The organism is Maribacter sp. Hel_I_7 (assembly GCF_000688315.1).
GTDB lineage: Bacteria > Bacteroidota > Bacteroidia > Flavobacteriales > Flavobacteriaceae > Maribacter > Maribacter stanieri.
In genome coordinates this window covers 91,954-105,976 of record NZ_JHZW01000002.1, presented here as the reverse complement: position 1 = coordinate 105,976, position 14,023 = coordinate 91,954, and the positions used below count along the sequence as shown (strand labels likewise).

Genomic DNA, 14,023 nt, shown 5'->3' with positions numbered 1-14,023 from the left:
TGTTGTTTAAAACATAGTATCTAGTTTATTTACTTTTAGATTGTACTACACCTTTATCATTCTAGATACTTTCCAAACTCTATAGAAAAGTAGATGCAGTAGTGTTTTTAATCTTATTAATATGAAGAGATTATACAGGTTTAATTTCCCAACCTGGCTCATAGGATCTAGACCATAATTTCATAGCCTCTCTATTAAATATACGACCAGTTGTTTCATCTATTTCAAAAGAGTCATCTATTCTTGAAGCTATATTTGCGTAATGCGTAAGCATTTGGCTAATAGCACCTTCATCTATTGGTGAAGTTAATTCAGCTTTACCTCTTATTGCATCAAAAAAGTTAACCGTGTGCAATGTTGACATATCGCCACCACCACCAAGTGCTGTACCTGCTTCTTCGTTCGCTGTAATATTTTCTTTGATAAGACCTCCTTTTTGGTCGAATAATTTATATCCGCCACGATCAATGTAAGCTGTACCTTCAGAACCAGCTACTATTGTACCTCTACCATATTTGTTGCCGTATTTATGATATCCGGTTCTACTGTTACCGTCCCATTTTATGGTTTTATTGCCAGCAAACTTAAATGTAGCTTCCATAGTATCATACATTTCCCAGCCATCATCTTTGTAGTGATATTTACCTGCATCAACAGATACCTTTTCAGGATATTTTACACCTAATGCCCATCGTGCAATATCTAATTCATGGGTAGCATTGTTACCCATTTCTGCGGTACCATAATCCCAACCATACCAGTGCCAGTTATAATCCCAAGTGTTATCTGTATATGCTCTTCTTGGAGCAGGACCTTGAAATAAATCCCAATCTAAACCTTCTGGCGGATTTGCTTTTGTTTGGTGTGGTACACGACCTCTGGCACTAACATAAAAAGCAGTTGCTTTATATACATCACCAATAATACCATTATGAATTTCTTTTATTATTTCTTGAGACTCGGGTGCCGAACGTTGTTGGTTACCCATTTGCACCACTTTGTTGAATTTCTTTTGATAAGCAACAACCAATTCTCCCTCACGAGGATTATGGCTACACGGCTTTTCTAAAAAAACATGTTTACCGGCTTGCATAGCCATACATGCACCAGGAGCATGCCAGTGATCTGGAGTTGACATAAATATAGCGTCAACCTCTTTATCATCTAGAATTTTACGAATGTCATTTTCTAATTGTGGCTTATAATTAATTTTAGAAGCCAATTCGGTAGCAGCTTTATCTCGCTGACTTTTCATGACATCACATAAATATTTAAGCTCTACGTTATTTTTTTCATGGGCTATTGCTGGTATATATGCACCATATCTTCTTCCCAAACCTTGTATTGCAACATTAATTCTGTCGTTTGCACCTATTATTTTAGAGTAACTCTTAGCTGTTATAGCATTTGCGCTAGATCCAACTAAAGTAGCCCCAACGGCTCCAATTGCAGTTTTCTTTATAAAATCTCTTCTATTTGAACTCATGTTGTTTATTCTTTAGTATTACTAATTGAGCGAATCTTTACATTTTTGAAAGAAACCAAATCACCGTGGTCTTGAAGTAAAATTTGACCTTTGTCCAATTCTCCAAAATTGGGCCACTTAGCATATTTACTTTCAGAAACTAACTTTCTGTATGCATCGCTCTTTCGTTCGTATTCTAAAACCTTTGTACCATTTAACCAATGTTCTACGTGATTATCTTTTGATATAATGTAAGCTGTATTCCATTCACCAATTGGGTTAATAGGTTTATTTACATCAGCCTGAATTAAATCGTATAATGAACTTACCGTTCTACTACCTTCATGATTTCCTAGTTTAGCATCTGGATGTAGGTTGTCATCTAATATTTGATATTCTAGTCCTATAGAAGAACCCTCACCTTTATTAATATTGGTATCTACATAATATTTGATACCACTATTAGCACCAGGTGTCAGTTTAAAATCTACCTTTAATTCAAAATCTCCATAAAGTTCTTTGGTAACAATATCACCACCGGCAGAAGATTCTGCGCCTCCTGAAGAAAGAACACTTAAAATTCCATCTTCAATTTTCCAACCCTGTTCTGGGAACTCTTCTAGCTTGGCACCTCTCCACCCATTGGTAGTTTCTCCATCCCAAAGTAATTTCCATCCATCTTTTTTCTCATCAATAGTTAATTGATTTTTGGTGATGATAGGAGTAAGTGGCGATTTTCTAGAATATTTAGAAACGCTATCGGTAACTATTTTTACATTTTTCCAAATAATATCCGTTCCAGCTTTTTGGTCATCATGTATACTGTGTACTTGCAAACAGATAAATCCTTTTGCAGTTTTATCATCAATTAAGTAAGCTGCAGGAACATCATTTACCCAGGTTTTAATAGTGTCGCCAATTGCTTCTATACGATAATGGTTCCAGTCGTTTTGCTTAAACGCTTTTTGTGCAGCCGGGTTGTCTGTCATTGGGTTTAACCATCCACGTCTAGACTCATCATATATACCACCGCTCCATGCTCTTTCAGATGGATCAATTTCAACTTGGTATCCATGTACTCTACCATCTCTATAGGTAGGTATGCTATTACTTCTAATCTGTATACCAGAATTCATAGTCGAATCAACTTTATAGTCTAATTCTAAAATGAAATCATCATACATTTTATCTGTGGTCAAAAATGTATTCGGTGTATCATGGGTGGTAGTGCCTACAATTGCACCGTCTTTTACATTATAGGTAGCATCGCCGCCTAGTTTATGCCAACCGTTTAAAGTTGTGCCGTCAAATAAATCTACCCAAGGGGTTTCATCTTTAGTGTTTTCGGTACAGCTAACTATTAATGCTAGTGCTGTTACCATCAGTAATTTACTGGTTGAAAGGTAATTTTTCATTATTAATTTATTGGTTTTGGAGTGGCTCTACAAAGTACAGCGATTGTGGTTTTAAGGGATGGACATTTTAATACAAAGCATGGATTTAGCATTCTAAACGTTAAATGGTGTTATGTATTGAAAAATGAAAATATGTAATTTTTTGTCTAATAGCTATATGAAATATTTAAAAATTAAGGAGATTATTTGATGATTTAGCAAGATAAAAATAATCCATTTTTTTATGGCTGTCCATATTTCCGATGAATATGTCCATTCGTTAACATGGTCTTAACAATACATTAGTAGTCAATTAACTTAACAATAACAAAAATGAAAAAACTAAAACTATTAATGGTATTCCTTTTATTGGGCATGTCATCAGTACTATGGGCGCAGAGTAGCGTAACGGGTACGGTGGCAGATGACCAGGGTATGCCTATTCCAGGAGCATCTATTGTAGTAAAAGGAACATCAAATGGTACAGTAACGGATTTTGATGGAAATTTTAGCATTTCAGTAGAAGAAGGAAATGTATTAAGTGTATCCTATTTAGGTTATAAACCTGTAGAGGTAGCTTATTCCGGTCAATCTAACATATCGGTAACTATGACAGAAGATACCGCACAGTTAGATGAGGTTGTAGTAATAGGATATGGGTCTGTAAAGAAAAGTGACTTGACCGGTGCTGTTGCTTCAGTTGACAGTGAAACACTAACGGAACAGAGAAAGACCGATATTGGTCAAGCAATTCAAGGTCGTATTGCGGGTGTTGATGTTAGAACATTAAACTCTAAGCCTGGTGCGCCTTTATCTATTAAAATACGTGGTAATACGGTTATTACTGCAAATCAAGGTGGTGAGCGTGATGGTGTAAGTGATGATTTAGCAGATGATCCTTCTAAACCGCTATTTGTGGTTGATGGAATATTTTTTGATGATATCAGTGTTTTAAATCCTTCTGATATTGAGCAGATGGATATTTTAAAAGATGCTTCAGCAACCGCTATTTATGGTTCTAGAGGTGCAAACGGTGTTGTTATCATTACAACTAAAAGTGGAATTGAAGGCAAAACTGTTTTTACTTATGATTCTTCTTTTGGTTTGCGTTCGGCAACTAACATACCAGAACTTTACTCGGGTCCTGAATATGTTCAGTTTGTTGATGATGTTTTAAGAGCAAGAGCATGGCAAGGTACAGATAGAACTGTTGCATCTTATAATAGTGTAGTAGTAGATAGGTCTACAGAAATTCAATCTTCTAACGAAGAAGCATCAAATGTTGCAAATGGTAGATATACCGATTGGATGGATACATTTAGAAAATCTGGCTTACAAACAAGCCATACCGTTGGTATGTCTGGTGGTAGTAATGGTTTGGTCTACAATGGATCTATAGGTTATTTACATGACGAAGGTGTTATGGGAATAGAAGAGTATGAAAGGTATAACTTAAGTGCTTCGCTATCTAAAAAGGTATCTGATAAGGTAACTGTAGGTATTAAATCATATTTAGCCCTTTCTGAAAGAGAGCAGGGTAGTAGAGAATTGTTTAGAAGTACGTTACGTTTAGCGCCAACGGTTAATCCTTATGATGAAAACGGAGAGCCTATTCTATTTCCAGATGATCAAGATTTAAGATTTGTTAACCCTATATATGATGCGGAAGGTGCATGGAGGTTAAACAATAGATCTTTAGACGTTATTGCAAATGTGTTTTTCAACTATAAGCCAAATGATTGGATCAACTTTAAAACACAATTTTCACCAAATATTTCTGCACAACGTTTTGGAGAATATCGTGGCTTGTTGACGAAGTCTTCTAGAAATGATCCTTCAAGAATACAGTCTCATTATCAATCAGATTTTAAAACATCTTATACTTGGGATAATATTCTTGATTTCGATTTTGATATTGCTGAAGGTCATAATCTTAAAACAACTTTAATCAATTCTATATATTATTCTAACCCTGAAGGGAGTGATATTCAAGTACGTAATTTTGATACTGATGCTTACTTATTCTTTAATACACAAGGTGGCTCTGATGTACCTAGAGACTATGGTAGTTTTTATGAAAAGGAGACATTAGCTTCTTTTGCAGGTCGTTTAAACTATAATATAAAAGATAGATACCTATTTACTTTTACAGGTAGATACGATGGTTCATCTAAATTAGCAGTAGGTAATAAATGGGCATTCTTTCCATCGGCAGCTTTTGCATGGAGAGCAAGTGAAGAACCATTTTTAAAGGATGTAGACTGGCTTAGTAATTTAAAACTACGTTTAAGCTATGGTGAGTCTGGTAACGATAAAACAGTTAATCCATATAGTTCACTTGCCTTCTTATCTCAAGACAGTTATTTGTTTGGTGATGATTTCAGCATTGGTAAATCTGTTGCAGGTCTTTCTAATGCAGATTTAACTTGGGAAATTTCTAAAGAATATAACTTTGGGTTAGACTTATCGATTCTTAACAGTAGAGTTAATTTTGGTTTTGAATACTACAGTAAAGAAACAGAAGGAAGTATTCTTGCCCGTCAATTATCTTTTGTAACCGGTTTCGGTGATTCTGGTACCATAGGTAATTTTGGTTCTGTAAGAAACAGAGGTGTTGAACTTACTTTAAACACTGTTAACGTACGTACAGATAATTTTACATGGCGTACGAATATTAACTACACTAAAAATGATAATGAAATACTTGCCCTTTATGATGATATAGACCAGATTTTGGTTGGGTCAGATTCTAGATTAAACGGTGTTTTACAAGTAGGCGCACCAATTGATGCTACATTTGATTATGAAGTTGACGGTATTTGGCAAATAGACGAAGCTGCAGAAGCAGAATCTTTTGGACTATTACCTGGGCAATATAAATATGTTGATCAAAATGGTGATGGTGTAATTAATCAAGAAGATAAAAGGGTTATTGGTTCTCAATCTCCAGATTGGATTGCAGGTATGACAAACACGTTCAATTATAAGAATCTTGAAATGAACGTGCAAGTGAATACAAGACAAGGTGTTTTCGGTCATTCAGAATTTCATCAAAATTTTGCGAGTTTCAATGGTGACGGTGCTGTATTCAACAGCTTAAAACAAGATTATTGGACACCTAATAATCCTGATGCTAAATATCCTTCACCAGAATATGGAGAGTCTTCTTATCCTTGGTTTTATGAAGATATGTCCTTTGTAAGAATTGGTAATATTGGTCTTGCCTATTCATTTCCTCAAGACCTTTTAGACAAGTTGAAAATGTCCACGTTACGTTTATCACTTGATGTTCAAAATCCATTCACTTTTACCGATTTTGCTGGTCCAGATCCAGAAACAGGTTTACAGAATTCCTATAACATGGGGTATTCGGTTAAAACAGTTTTATTCGGATTAAAATTATCGTACTAATTTTTAAACTATAAAAAGATGAAACTATTTAAATTTATAAAGATTATAACGGTCTTCTTGGTTATGCTGTCGCTGTCTTATGCATGCGAGGATTATTTAGAAGAAGAAATATACTCAGACATTACTTCTGAGAATTTTATTACTCAAGACAATGCAGATCAATTAGTGATCGGTGTATATAGTAGTCTGCGAAATGTATACAATGAGTATACGTACCAATTTTTGGGCACAGATATTTTTACAAGTAAAAGTGAAATATTCTCTTTTAGCGCAACTAATGACTATTTCAATTTGAATTCTGGCACAGGCTTAGCGGTTTGGTCAAATAACTATAGTGTAATTGGTAAAGCGAATACCGTTATTAATAGGTTTGAAAATCAAATAAGCTGGAGCGATGCTAATTTAGGCGATAGAGATTATGGTATTGCACAAGCAAAAGCACTTAGAGGTTTGGCATATTTTAATTTAGTGCAGCAATATGGTGGTGTAGTTATAGAACTGGAAGAAGCCCAAACTATTCGTACAGATTATGCTAGGTCTTCTGAGGCTGAAACATATGCTCAAATAATTTTAGATTTAGAAGAGGCTATTCCTACATTGATAGATAACCCTAGTACAGGTAGAATGTCTAAAAGAGCGGCACAACATTTATTGGCAGAGGTATATCTTGCAAGAGCGTACACATCTGCAGGTAGTTCTGCCGATTTTGATACTGCTGCAGCATTGGCTGAGCAGGCAATTGGTAATTATGATATTCGTAGTCAATCATATGCTGAGGTTTTTGATTATGAAAATCAAGAAAATGATGAAATATTGTTTGCCGTACAATATGGAAATAGCGGTTTAGCGGCAGATAAGAGTAACAACAAGCATTCGCTTTTTATGAATCAGGTTTTTAATTATCCTGGTGTAAATAGAACTACAACACCATATGGTGTAAGTAGTTTTGGAGCAATGCCTACTCCTTTCTTTTATTCTTTATTTGCTGATAATGATACAAGAGAAGATGCCACAATTCACCGTGCAATTATTGCAGATAGCGATGAGCCAGATGGTCCAGATAATATTGTTGCTGGTGATACGATCGTGTATTATCCAAAGAATGCTTTAGATGCGGAAGAATTGGCAGAGCGTTTAGATCGTTATTGGGTATACCAACCAGATCAATATCTTTTTGGATTACCTGAAGATGTACCGGGAGTTAATTATTTATACTCTTTGAATATTGAACGTACAAATTTCCCAATATTCAAGAAATTTGATGATCAAGATTTTAATGAAGATACCGACGGTGCTAGAGATACATTTGTATACAGAGTAGCAGGTACACATTTAATTGCTGCAGAGGCTTATTTAGGAGCAGGTAATACTGCAGCTGCATTAAATCATTTAAATATAGTTCGTGAGCGCGCTACTGGCGTGGCAAATGAATATACCTCGGTTACTATTGACGATATCTTAAATGAAAGAGCATTAGAGCTTGCAGGTGAAGATAATAGATGGGCCGTGCTTAAAAGAACAGGTAAGTTAGAAGAGCGAATAGATCTTTACAATCCCCATGTTATTGATCATGGTGCTTTTGACGCTAGTATTCATTTATTAAGACCTATACCTGCAAATGAATTGCAGTTGTCTGATGGTTCTTTGGTGCAAAACCCTGGTTATTAATATTTAGTAGTTGTATAAAATAAATAAGAAGTTAGTTTTTATTGAGTGAGTTAATATGGGCAGGTGTAAAACCTGCCTGTATTTTACACTATATCCGATAAAGACTAGATTCTTCTTTCTTAACCAAATAATGTTCATTAATTAATATTCAATTTAAACGGAATTTTGAGATTCGCTTTTCTTTATCAGTTAATTTGAAATTTAGAAATTCGATTTCATTGAATAACTTATCATATTTATTCTATCGCAATATTAAAATCTAAAGTAGTAGTTGCAACTGTATTTTATCTCATATCTAATATGAGCAAATATGTATGTGACTTAAAAGATTCATTGTCCCAAAACCTAAGTAAATAGAAAGACCTAAACGAATGATTAAAAAATATAGATTAACACAATTCTTATTACTTGCCATGTGCATGGTATTTTGCCTGGCATGTAATACTGGTGTTGAACAACCATCAACTGTTTATTTAATAACAGGTGAAAATTCTAATGCTGTAGAAATTTCTACCATAAATGATTTAAAGAACGACTTAGAAAAAGTTTTAAAAGAGGAGGTGCACATTGTAAAAGAAGGTGTGGAAATTCCGAATAAATCTTTGGTTTTTATAGTAGGTACAGCAAATTCCAATTCCATTATTACGGATATGGTGACAAATGGGGAATTGGTTTTAACAGATGAACAACCAGGTCCAAGAGGTGGTATTTGGTCTAAGAATACATACGCCGATTCTGATGTCATTGTAATAGCGGGATTAGATGTACAGGGATTACAATATGCAATTTATGATTATTCAAATGAGGTCTTAGGCGTAGATCCATTAGAATATTGGACAGGTAAAACACCGGTAGCATTAAAAGTTAATGATATTTACAATTTTGAACCAAAAACAATTGAACCACCTAGAGTTCCCAACTTAACATATTTTGAGAATGATGTAGATGAATTGGCAAACTACAGAGGTGAGTTATTAAAATACGATTGGGAGAGTTATACTGAAATGATCAATTCTCTGGTACGCCTTCGATACAATTCAATTCAACTTTTTGATATGTTGGGTAGACCCGAGTTTTTTATTAGACCCGAGTATAAAGCCTTAAAACCAGATTATCAAATAGATATTGATTATGTGGAGAAAATGATAGATTATGCCCATGAGAAAGGAATGAAGATAGCTGTAGATTTTGCTTTAGGTTATCAAATCCATCCTATGGATGCCGAGAAAGCAGATTGCTGGAAAACATATAAAGCAGATTGGTTACAGGCTTGGCGCTATTATTTTGAACATACACCATTGTCAAAAACAGATATTTTTATTTTACGACCACGGCATCAAGTTTGGGATTGGGAATATGAAAGTACTTGTGGAGAAAGCAAAATTGAAGTATTCAATGAGGTTTATGCTGCTTTTGGAGAATTAGTGGATGAATATAAACCAGATTCTCAAAAAGTATTGGTGTGCTATTCTGATGGTATGGAAATGTGGAACGAAGGTTTTAGACCTCCTACAGATTGGACAGTACTTTGGTCTGATCACGGATTTGGTGAATTTGAACATTTACCAAATACTATAGATGGTTATGATTTTGGTACCTATATGCATGCCGGTTATTGGTTGAACCATACCGTTCACAATCCTTATCCAGAGAAGGTGGAATTGGTAATGAAAGAAATGTTTCAGAAATATGAAGCGGACAAGTATTGCTTGGTTAACGGTCAAAATTTCAGGCCATTTTTGTTGAATTTGGTCGCTTATAGTGAAGTATGTAACAATCCAGATACGTTTAATGCAGATGCTTTTTACAAAGAATGGACAGAACAATATTTTACACCTAAAGCAGCTGAACACGCCGTACAATCAATGAAATGGTTAAGTGAAGCTCAAGAAGGTAGAAAAGGGTATGTAGAACATTTATGGGAAATTAGAGAAGCTGTTTCATACCTTTCTAATGCACCGATTGTAAGACCAGGTAAATCCCCTGTACCATTTGATTATAATCGTGTAATTGGAGATGTGGAGAATGTAAAACGAGTGAAAGAAGTTTTAGAGAAATCACTTTCAGAGGCAGAATTAGGATATGAACTATTGAAGAGAAACGATAATTTTTACCATTCTTATATTCTTCTACCTGCTCAACTTTATTCTGATTTAATAGCTTTTGAAACAGAATTACATAACATGGCATTGCTTAAAAAGCAGTTTGAAACTACTAAGGATATAAAGTATTTAAACGAAGCAATTTCTTTGCTGCCAACGGCAAAGAATAAACTTAAAATCGTTTTTGATCATAGAAGTTCTGGCGATATCGATGACAAATGGAAGAATTGGTATTCGATAGCAAATAGAAGACAAAACAATGGTTTTCCGACCTATGAAATGCTAGATGCGATTGAGGCTAATCTTAATAAAATGACACTTTAAATTGAAACTAATGACATTTGCTCACACATTAAAAAATAGCGTTGTCTTACTAAGTATTTCAATCTTGTTTTTAGGCTCTTGTAAACAACAGGTCAATGAAACCAAACCGGTAAGTGCTCCAGAAATTGACTATGCGGCAAAGGTATATCCGCTTTTAGATACAGAAAATTCTAGGTGGTTTTACTTCTCATCGGCAAGTAGGCCTTTTGGTATGGTCAACCTGAGTCCAGATACCCAAATTGGTGGCGCTTGGGGAAGTGGTTACCGATATAAGACAGATACTATAAAAGGTTTTAGCCATATTCATGCATGGCAAATGTCTGGTATTTCAGTGATGCCCGTAACTACCAATGAGAAAACCAAAGATGATATTTTTAAAGATTTTTATTCAAAATTCAATCATGATAATGAGGTTGTTATACCAGGTTATCATAAAGTTGATTTAGACAGATATGCAATAGAGGCTCAACTATCGAGTACTAAAAGAGTTGGTTTTCATCAATACACTTACCCGGATAACGAAGAGGAAAAGGCCATACTTTTTAATTTAAATACGATATTAGGACCAAGTAGTAACATAGATGGAGTTTTGGATCAAAATTCTGAAAATGAACTTTCAGGAAAAGTTACGATGGAGCCTACACATAGGCGTCCAAAACCTATGACCGTTTATTTTAAAGTACAGCTAAATACTCAAATATCTTCTATTGAAAAAGATGAAAGTACAGGAAATTATCTCATCATATTAAATAAAAATAAAAATGATGTTTTAATGAAAGTGGGTATTTCTTACACCTCGGTTGCCAATGCGGAGCTTAATATAACTACAGAATTACCTAACTGGCAATTTGAAAACGTAAGAAGTGAAGCAAAACAAGAATGGAATTGTTTATTAGGCAGAATTGACGTTAAAGGCGGTTCTGACCAAGATCAAAGAAGATTTTATACAGATTTATGGCATGCTTTACAGGGACGCAGAATTATAAATGACGTAAATGGTGCTTATCCTGATAATACTGGCGAAATTTTTAGAATAGGACAATTGCCATTAGATGCTAATGGTACACCTAAATTCAATCATTTTAATTCAGATTCTTTTTGGGGAGCACAATGGACTATAAACACGTTGTGGGGCTTGGTGTATCCAGAAATAATGTATGACTTTTCAAATTCTTTAACGCAGTATTATAAGGATGGCGGACTCATACCACGTGGTCCTTCGGGAGGTAATTATACCTACGTGATGACAGGGGCAAGTGCTACACCTTTTATGGTTACTGCAATACAAAAAGGAATTATTGTAGATGAATTGGAAGACGTTTACCAAGCTTTAAAGAAAAATCATTTAGCTGGCGGAATTATGGAGAAAGCCGGCTATGAGCACACTACTAATGTTGGTGGTGGTTTAAAATATTATATGAATCAAGGTTATGTGCCTTACCCTATTCCAGAAGGTAAATTTGGTAGCCATCAAGATGGTGCTAGTTTAACCATGGAATATGCATACCAAGACTGGACGTTGGCACAATTAGCGAAAAAGATGGGTCACAAAGAAGATTATGATTATTTCTTGGCGAGATCTTCTAATTATAAAAATGTTTTTGATTCAGAAATAGGATGGATGCGTCCCAAAAATGTTGATGGACAATGGAAAGCAGATTATGATCCGTACCAAGCAGAAAATGGCTTTATAGAATCTAATGGAGCACAATCTACATGGTTTGTCCCTCATGATATTAAAGGATTGGCAAGCTTAATGGGAGGCGAAAATGCTGCGATTAAAAAGCTAAATGAACAGTTTGAAACTGCAGAAGATTTAGGTTTTACTGCAGGTACATCACATTCGGCAGAATTACATCCGGAGTATAGTAGAATTCCAATCAATTTTGGTAATCAGCCCTCAATACAAACAGCTTTTATTTTTAGTCAATTAGGTAGACCGGATCTTACGCAACTTTGGTCAAGAAAAGTGGCGAAAACTGTTTTTGGCGGCTTATCACCATCCACCGGATATAATGGAGATGAAGACCAAGGATTAATGGGCAGTTTGGCTGTACTTATTAAAATTGGAATTTTTCAAATGAACGGAGGTACAGAAGCTAATCCTGAATACCAAATAGGCAGCCCTATTTTTGAAGAGGTTACTATTAAATTGAATAAAGATTTTTATAGTGGCGACCTATTTACCATAAAAGCGAACAACAATAGTGATGCTAATTTTTATGTATCAGAGGCCGAGTTTAATGGAATATTAATAAAAGCTAATAGCTTAAGACATGACGATATTGTAAAAGGGGGCGAGCTAATTTTGGAAATGACCAATACAGTAAAATAAAAATATGAGAATCAAGGTATCAGTTCTATTGGCTCTTTTTTACTCTACAATTTATTCACAAATAAATAATAGGGTAGATTTAGAACAGGATTTTATGGATATGGGATTTGGGATATTTGTGCATTGGAGCGTTGATTCCCAATTAGGTAGTGTAATAAGTCACTCATTGGTAGGGGCATCAGATGATTATGTTAATCGGTATTTTAATGAACTTCCTAAAACATTTTATCCAGATAAGTTTAATGCAGACGAATGGGCAAGGTTATTTAAAATAACTGGTGCTGAATACGTTGTGTTTACTACCAAACACCATAACGGATTTTGCATGTGGGATACGGAAACCACTGATTTTAACATCATGAATACTCCTTACAGTAAGGACATTACTGGTGAGCTTTTTACAGCATTACGTAAGCAAGGGCTAAAGGTAGGTGTGTATTTTTCTCCTGAGGATTTTAACTTTTTAAACAAGCAAGGAGAACTCATTTCAAGAAATAGTAGAATGAGTCAGATTACAGAAAATGAAGAACTGCTGGAGTACGATAAAAAACAGGTCAAGGAATTGGTGAGCAATTACGGACCTATTGATGTAATATTTTTTGATGCTTTTAAAACAACACCTATAGTGCAGTATGTACATTCTTTAGACCCAAATATTGTAGTTACAAGAGGAGAAATGGAAACTCCAGAACAGAGTATACCCAATACGGCAATGCAAGGACCATGGGAAACCTGTATGACCATGGGAACCCAGTGGCAGTATAAACCTACTAATGAGTCTTATAAAACTGGAACTGAATTAATTGAAAAACTAATAGAAATAAGAGCAAAAGGAGGTAATTTTTTAATGAATGTTGGTCCTAAGCCTAATGGCGAAATTCCATTGGAACAAGAAGAACGGTTAAGAGAAATTGCCCTTTGGATGTATGTAAATAGTGAAGGGATCAAAAATGTAAGGCCTGTGCCAACTATTATTAAAGATGGCGATATGTGGTTTACTAAAGGTAAAGATGAAAATACGGCATATATTTTTATAACTGGTCAAAAAGATTGGTTTAAAGGTTTTAGAAGAAATTTTCTGCTTAAAAATATGAAGGCAACTAAAAATACGGCTGTTTCTGTTTTAGGGCAGAATGATTTAGTGGTTGAATATTGGCCGGAAAATACACCTACATCTCAATTTGTTCAACATAAAGATTTACTGGAAATCTCAATAAGTAGAGCACAACGGCTCTACAATGATAAGGTTTGGCCTAACCCTATTGTGGTTAAGGTGACTAATGTGGAATTTATTAAATAGTAAGGCCGTCTGAGTAAGTTTATC

General features: G+C 34.9%; 7 protein-coding genes. 5 read left to right on the top strand and 2 right to left on the bottom strand.

What is annotated here, in order from left to right:
* Window positions 1-130: 130 nt before the first annotated feature.
* Together P178_RS0101950 and P178_RS0101945 are read right to left on the bottom strand one after the other, a co-directional pair.
* On the bottom strand, window positions 131-1,486 hold the full coding sequence (locus P178_RS0101950; RefSeq protein WP_036145567.1) for a Gfo/Idh/MocA family protein: 1,356 nt from the start codon (window positions 1,484-1,486) through the stop codon (window positions 131-133).
* Window positions 1,487-1,491: 5 nt separating this feature from the next.
* A complete protein-coding gene (locus P178_RS0101945) occupies window positions 1,492-2,880 on the bottom strand; it encodes a DUF1080 domain-containing protein (protein WP_027064620.1) in 1,389 nt (462 codons plus the stop codon).
* A gap of 312 nt (window positions 2,881-3,192) precedes the next feature.
* Between P178_RS0101945 and P178_RS0101940 the strand changes: the two genes are divergently transcribed.
* The 5 genes from P178_RS0101940 to P178_RS0101920 all read left to right on the top strand — a co-directional run bounded on the left by P178_RS0101940 (window position 3,193) and on the right by P178_RS0101920 (window position 13,999).
* Window positions 3,193-6,270: a SusC/RagA family TonB-linked outer membrane protein gene (locus P178_RS0101940; RefSeq protein ID WP_036145564.1), complete on the top strand. Its 3,078-nt coding sequence runs from the start codon at window positions 3,193-3,195 to the stop codon at window positions 6,268-6,270.
* Between the two features lie 18 nt (window positions 6,271-6,288).
* Window positions 6,289-7,938 carry a RagB/SusD family nutrient uptake outer membrane protein gene (locus tag P178_RS0101935; RefSeq protein ID WP_027064618.1) on the top strand — a complete coding sequence of 550 codons (1,650 nt, stop codon included), beginning with the start codon at window positions 6,289-6,291 and terminating at the stop codon, window positions 7,936-7,938.
* Window positions 7,939-8,309: 371 nt separating this feature from the next.
* Entirely contained in the window at window positions 8,310-10,364 is a 2,055-nt protein-coding gene (locus P178_RS0101930; RefSeq protein ID WP_027064617.1) for a glycosyl hydrolase 115 family protein, read from the top strand.
* Between the two features lie 10 nt (window positions 10,365-10,374).
* Window positions 10,375-12,699, top strand: a complete 2,325-nt coding sequence (locus tag P178_RS0101925) for a GH92 family glycosyl hydrolase (protein WP_027064616.1) — start codon at window positions 10,375-10,377, stop codon at window positions 12,697-12,699.
* A 4-nt stretch (window positions 12,700-12,703) separates the two neighbouring features.
* Window positions 12,704-13,999, top strand: a complete 1,296-nt coding sequence (locus tag P178_RS0101920; protein ID WP_027064615.1) for an alpha-L-fucosidase — start codon at window positions 12,704-12,706, stop codon at window positions 13,997-13,999.
* Window positions 14,000-14,023: the final 24 nt, after the last annotated feature.

Coding starts and splice junctions, on each gene's coding strand:
- P178_RS0101945 (WP_027064620.1), bottom strand. CDS start 2,880: ATGAAAAATTACCTTTCAACCAGTAAATTACTGATGGTAACAGCACTA.
- P178_RS0101940 (WP_036145564.1), top strand. CDS start 3,193: ATGAAAAAACTAAAACTATTAATGGTATTCCTTTTATTGGGCATGTCA.
- P178_RS0101920 (WP_027064615.1), top strand. CDS start 12,704: ATGAGAATCAAGGTATCAGTTCTATTGGCTCTTTTTTACTCTACAATT.
- P178_RS0101930 (WP_027064617.1), top strand. CDS start 8,310: ATGATTAAAAAATATAGATTAACACAATTCTTATTACTTGCCATGTGC.
- P178_RS0101950 (WP_036145567.1), bottom strand. CDS start 1,486: ATGAGTTCAAATAGAAGAGATTTTATAAAGAAAACTGCAATTGGAGCC.
- P178_RS0101925 (WP_027064616.1), top strand. CDS start 10,375: ATGACATTTGCTCACACATTAAAAAATAGCGTTGTCTTACTAAGTATT.
- P178_RS0101935 (WP_027064618.1), top strand. CDS start 6,289: ATGAAACTATTTAAATTTATAAAGATTATAACGGTCTTCTTGGTTATG.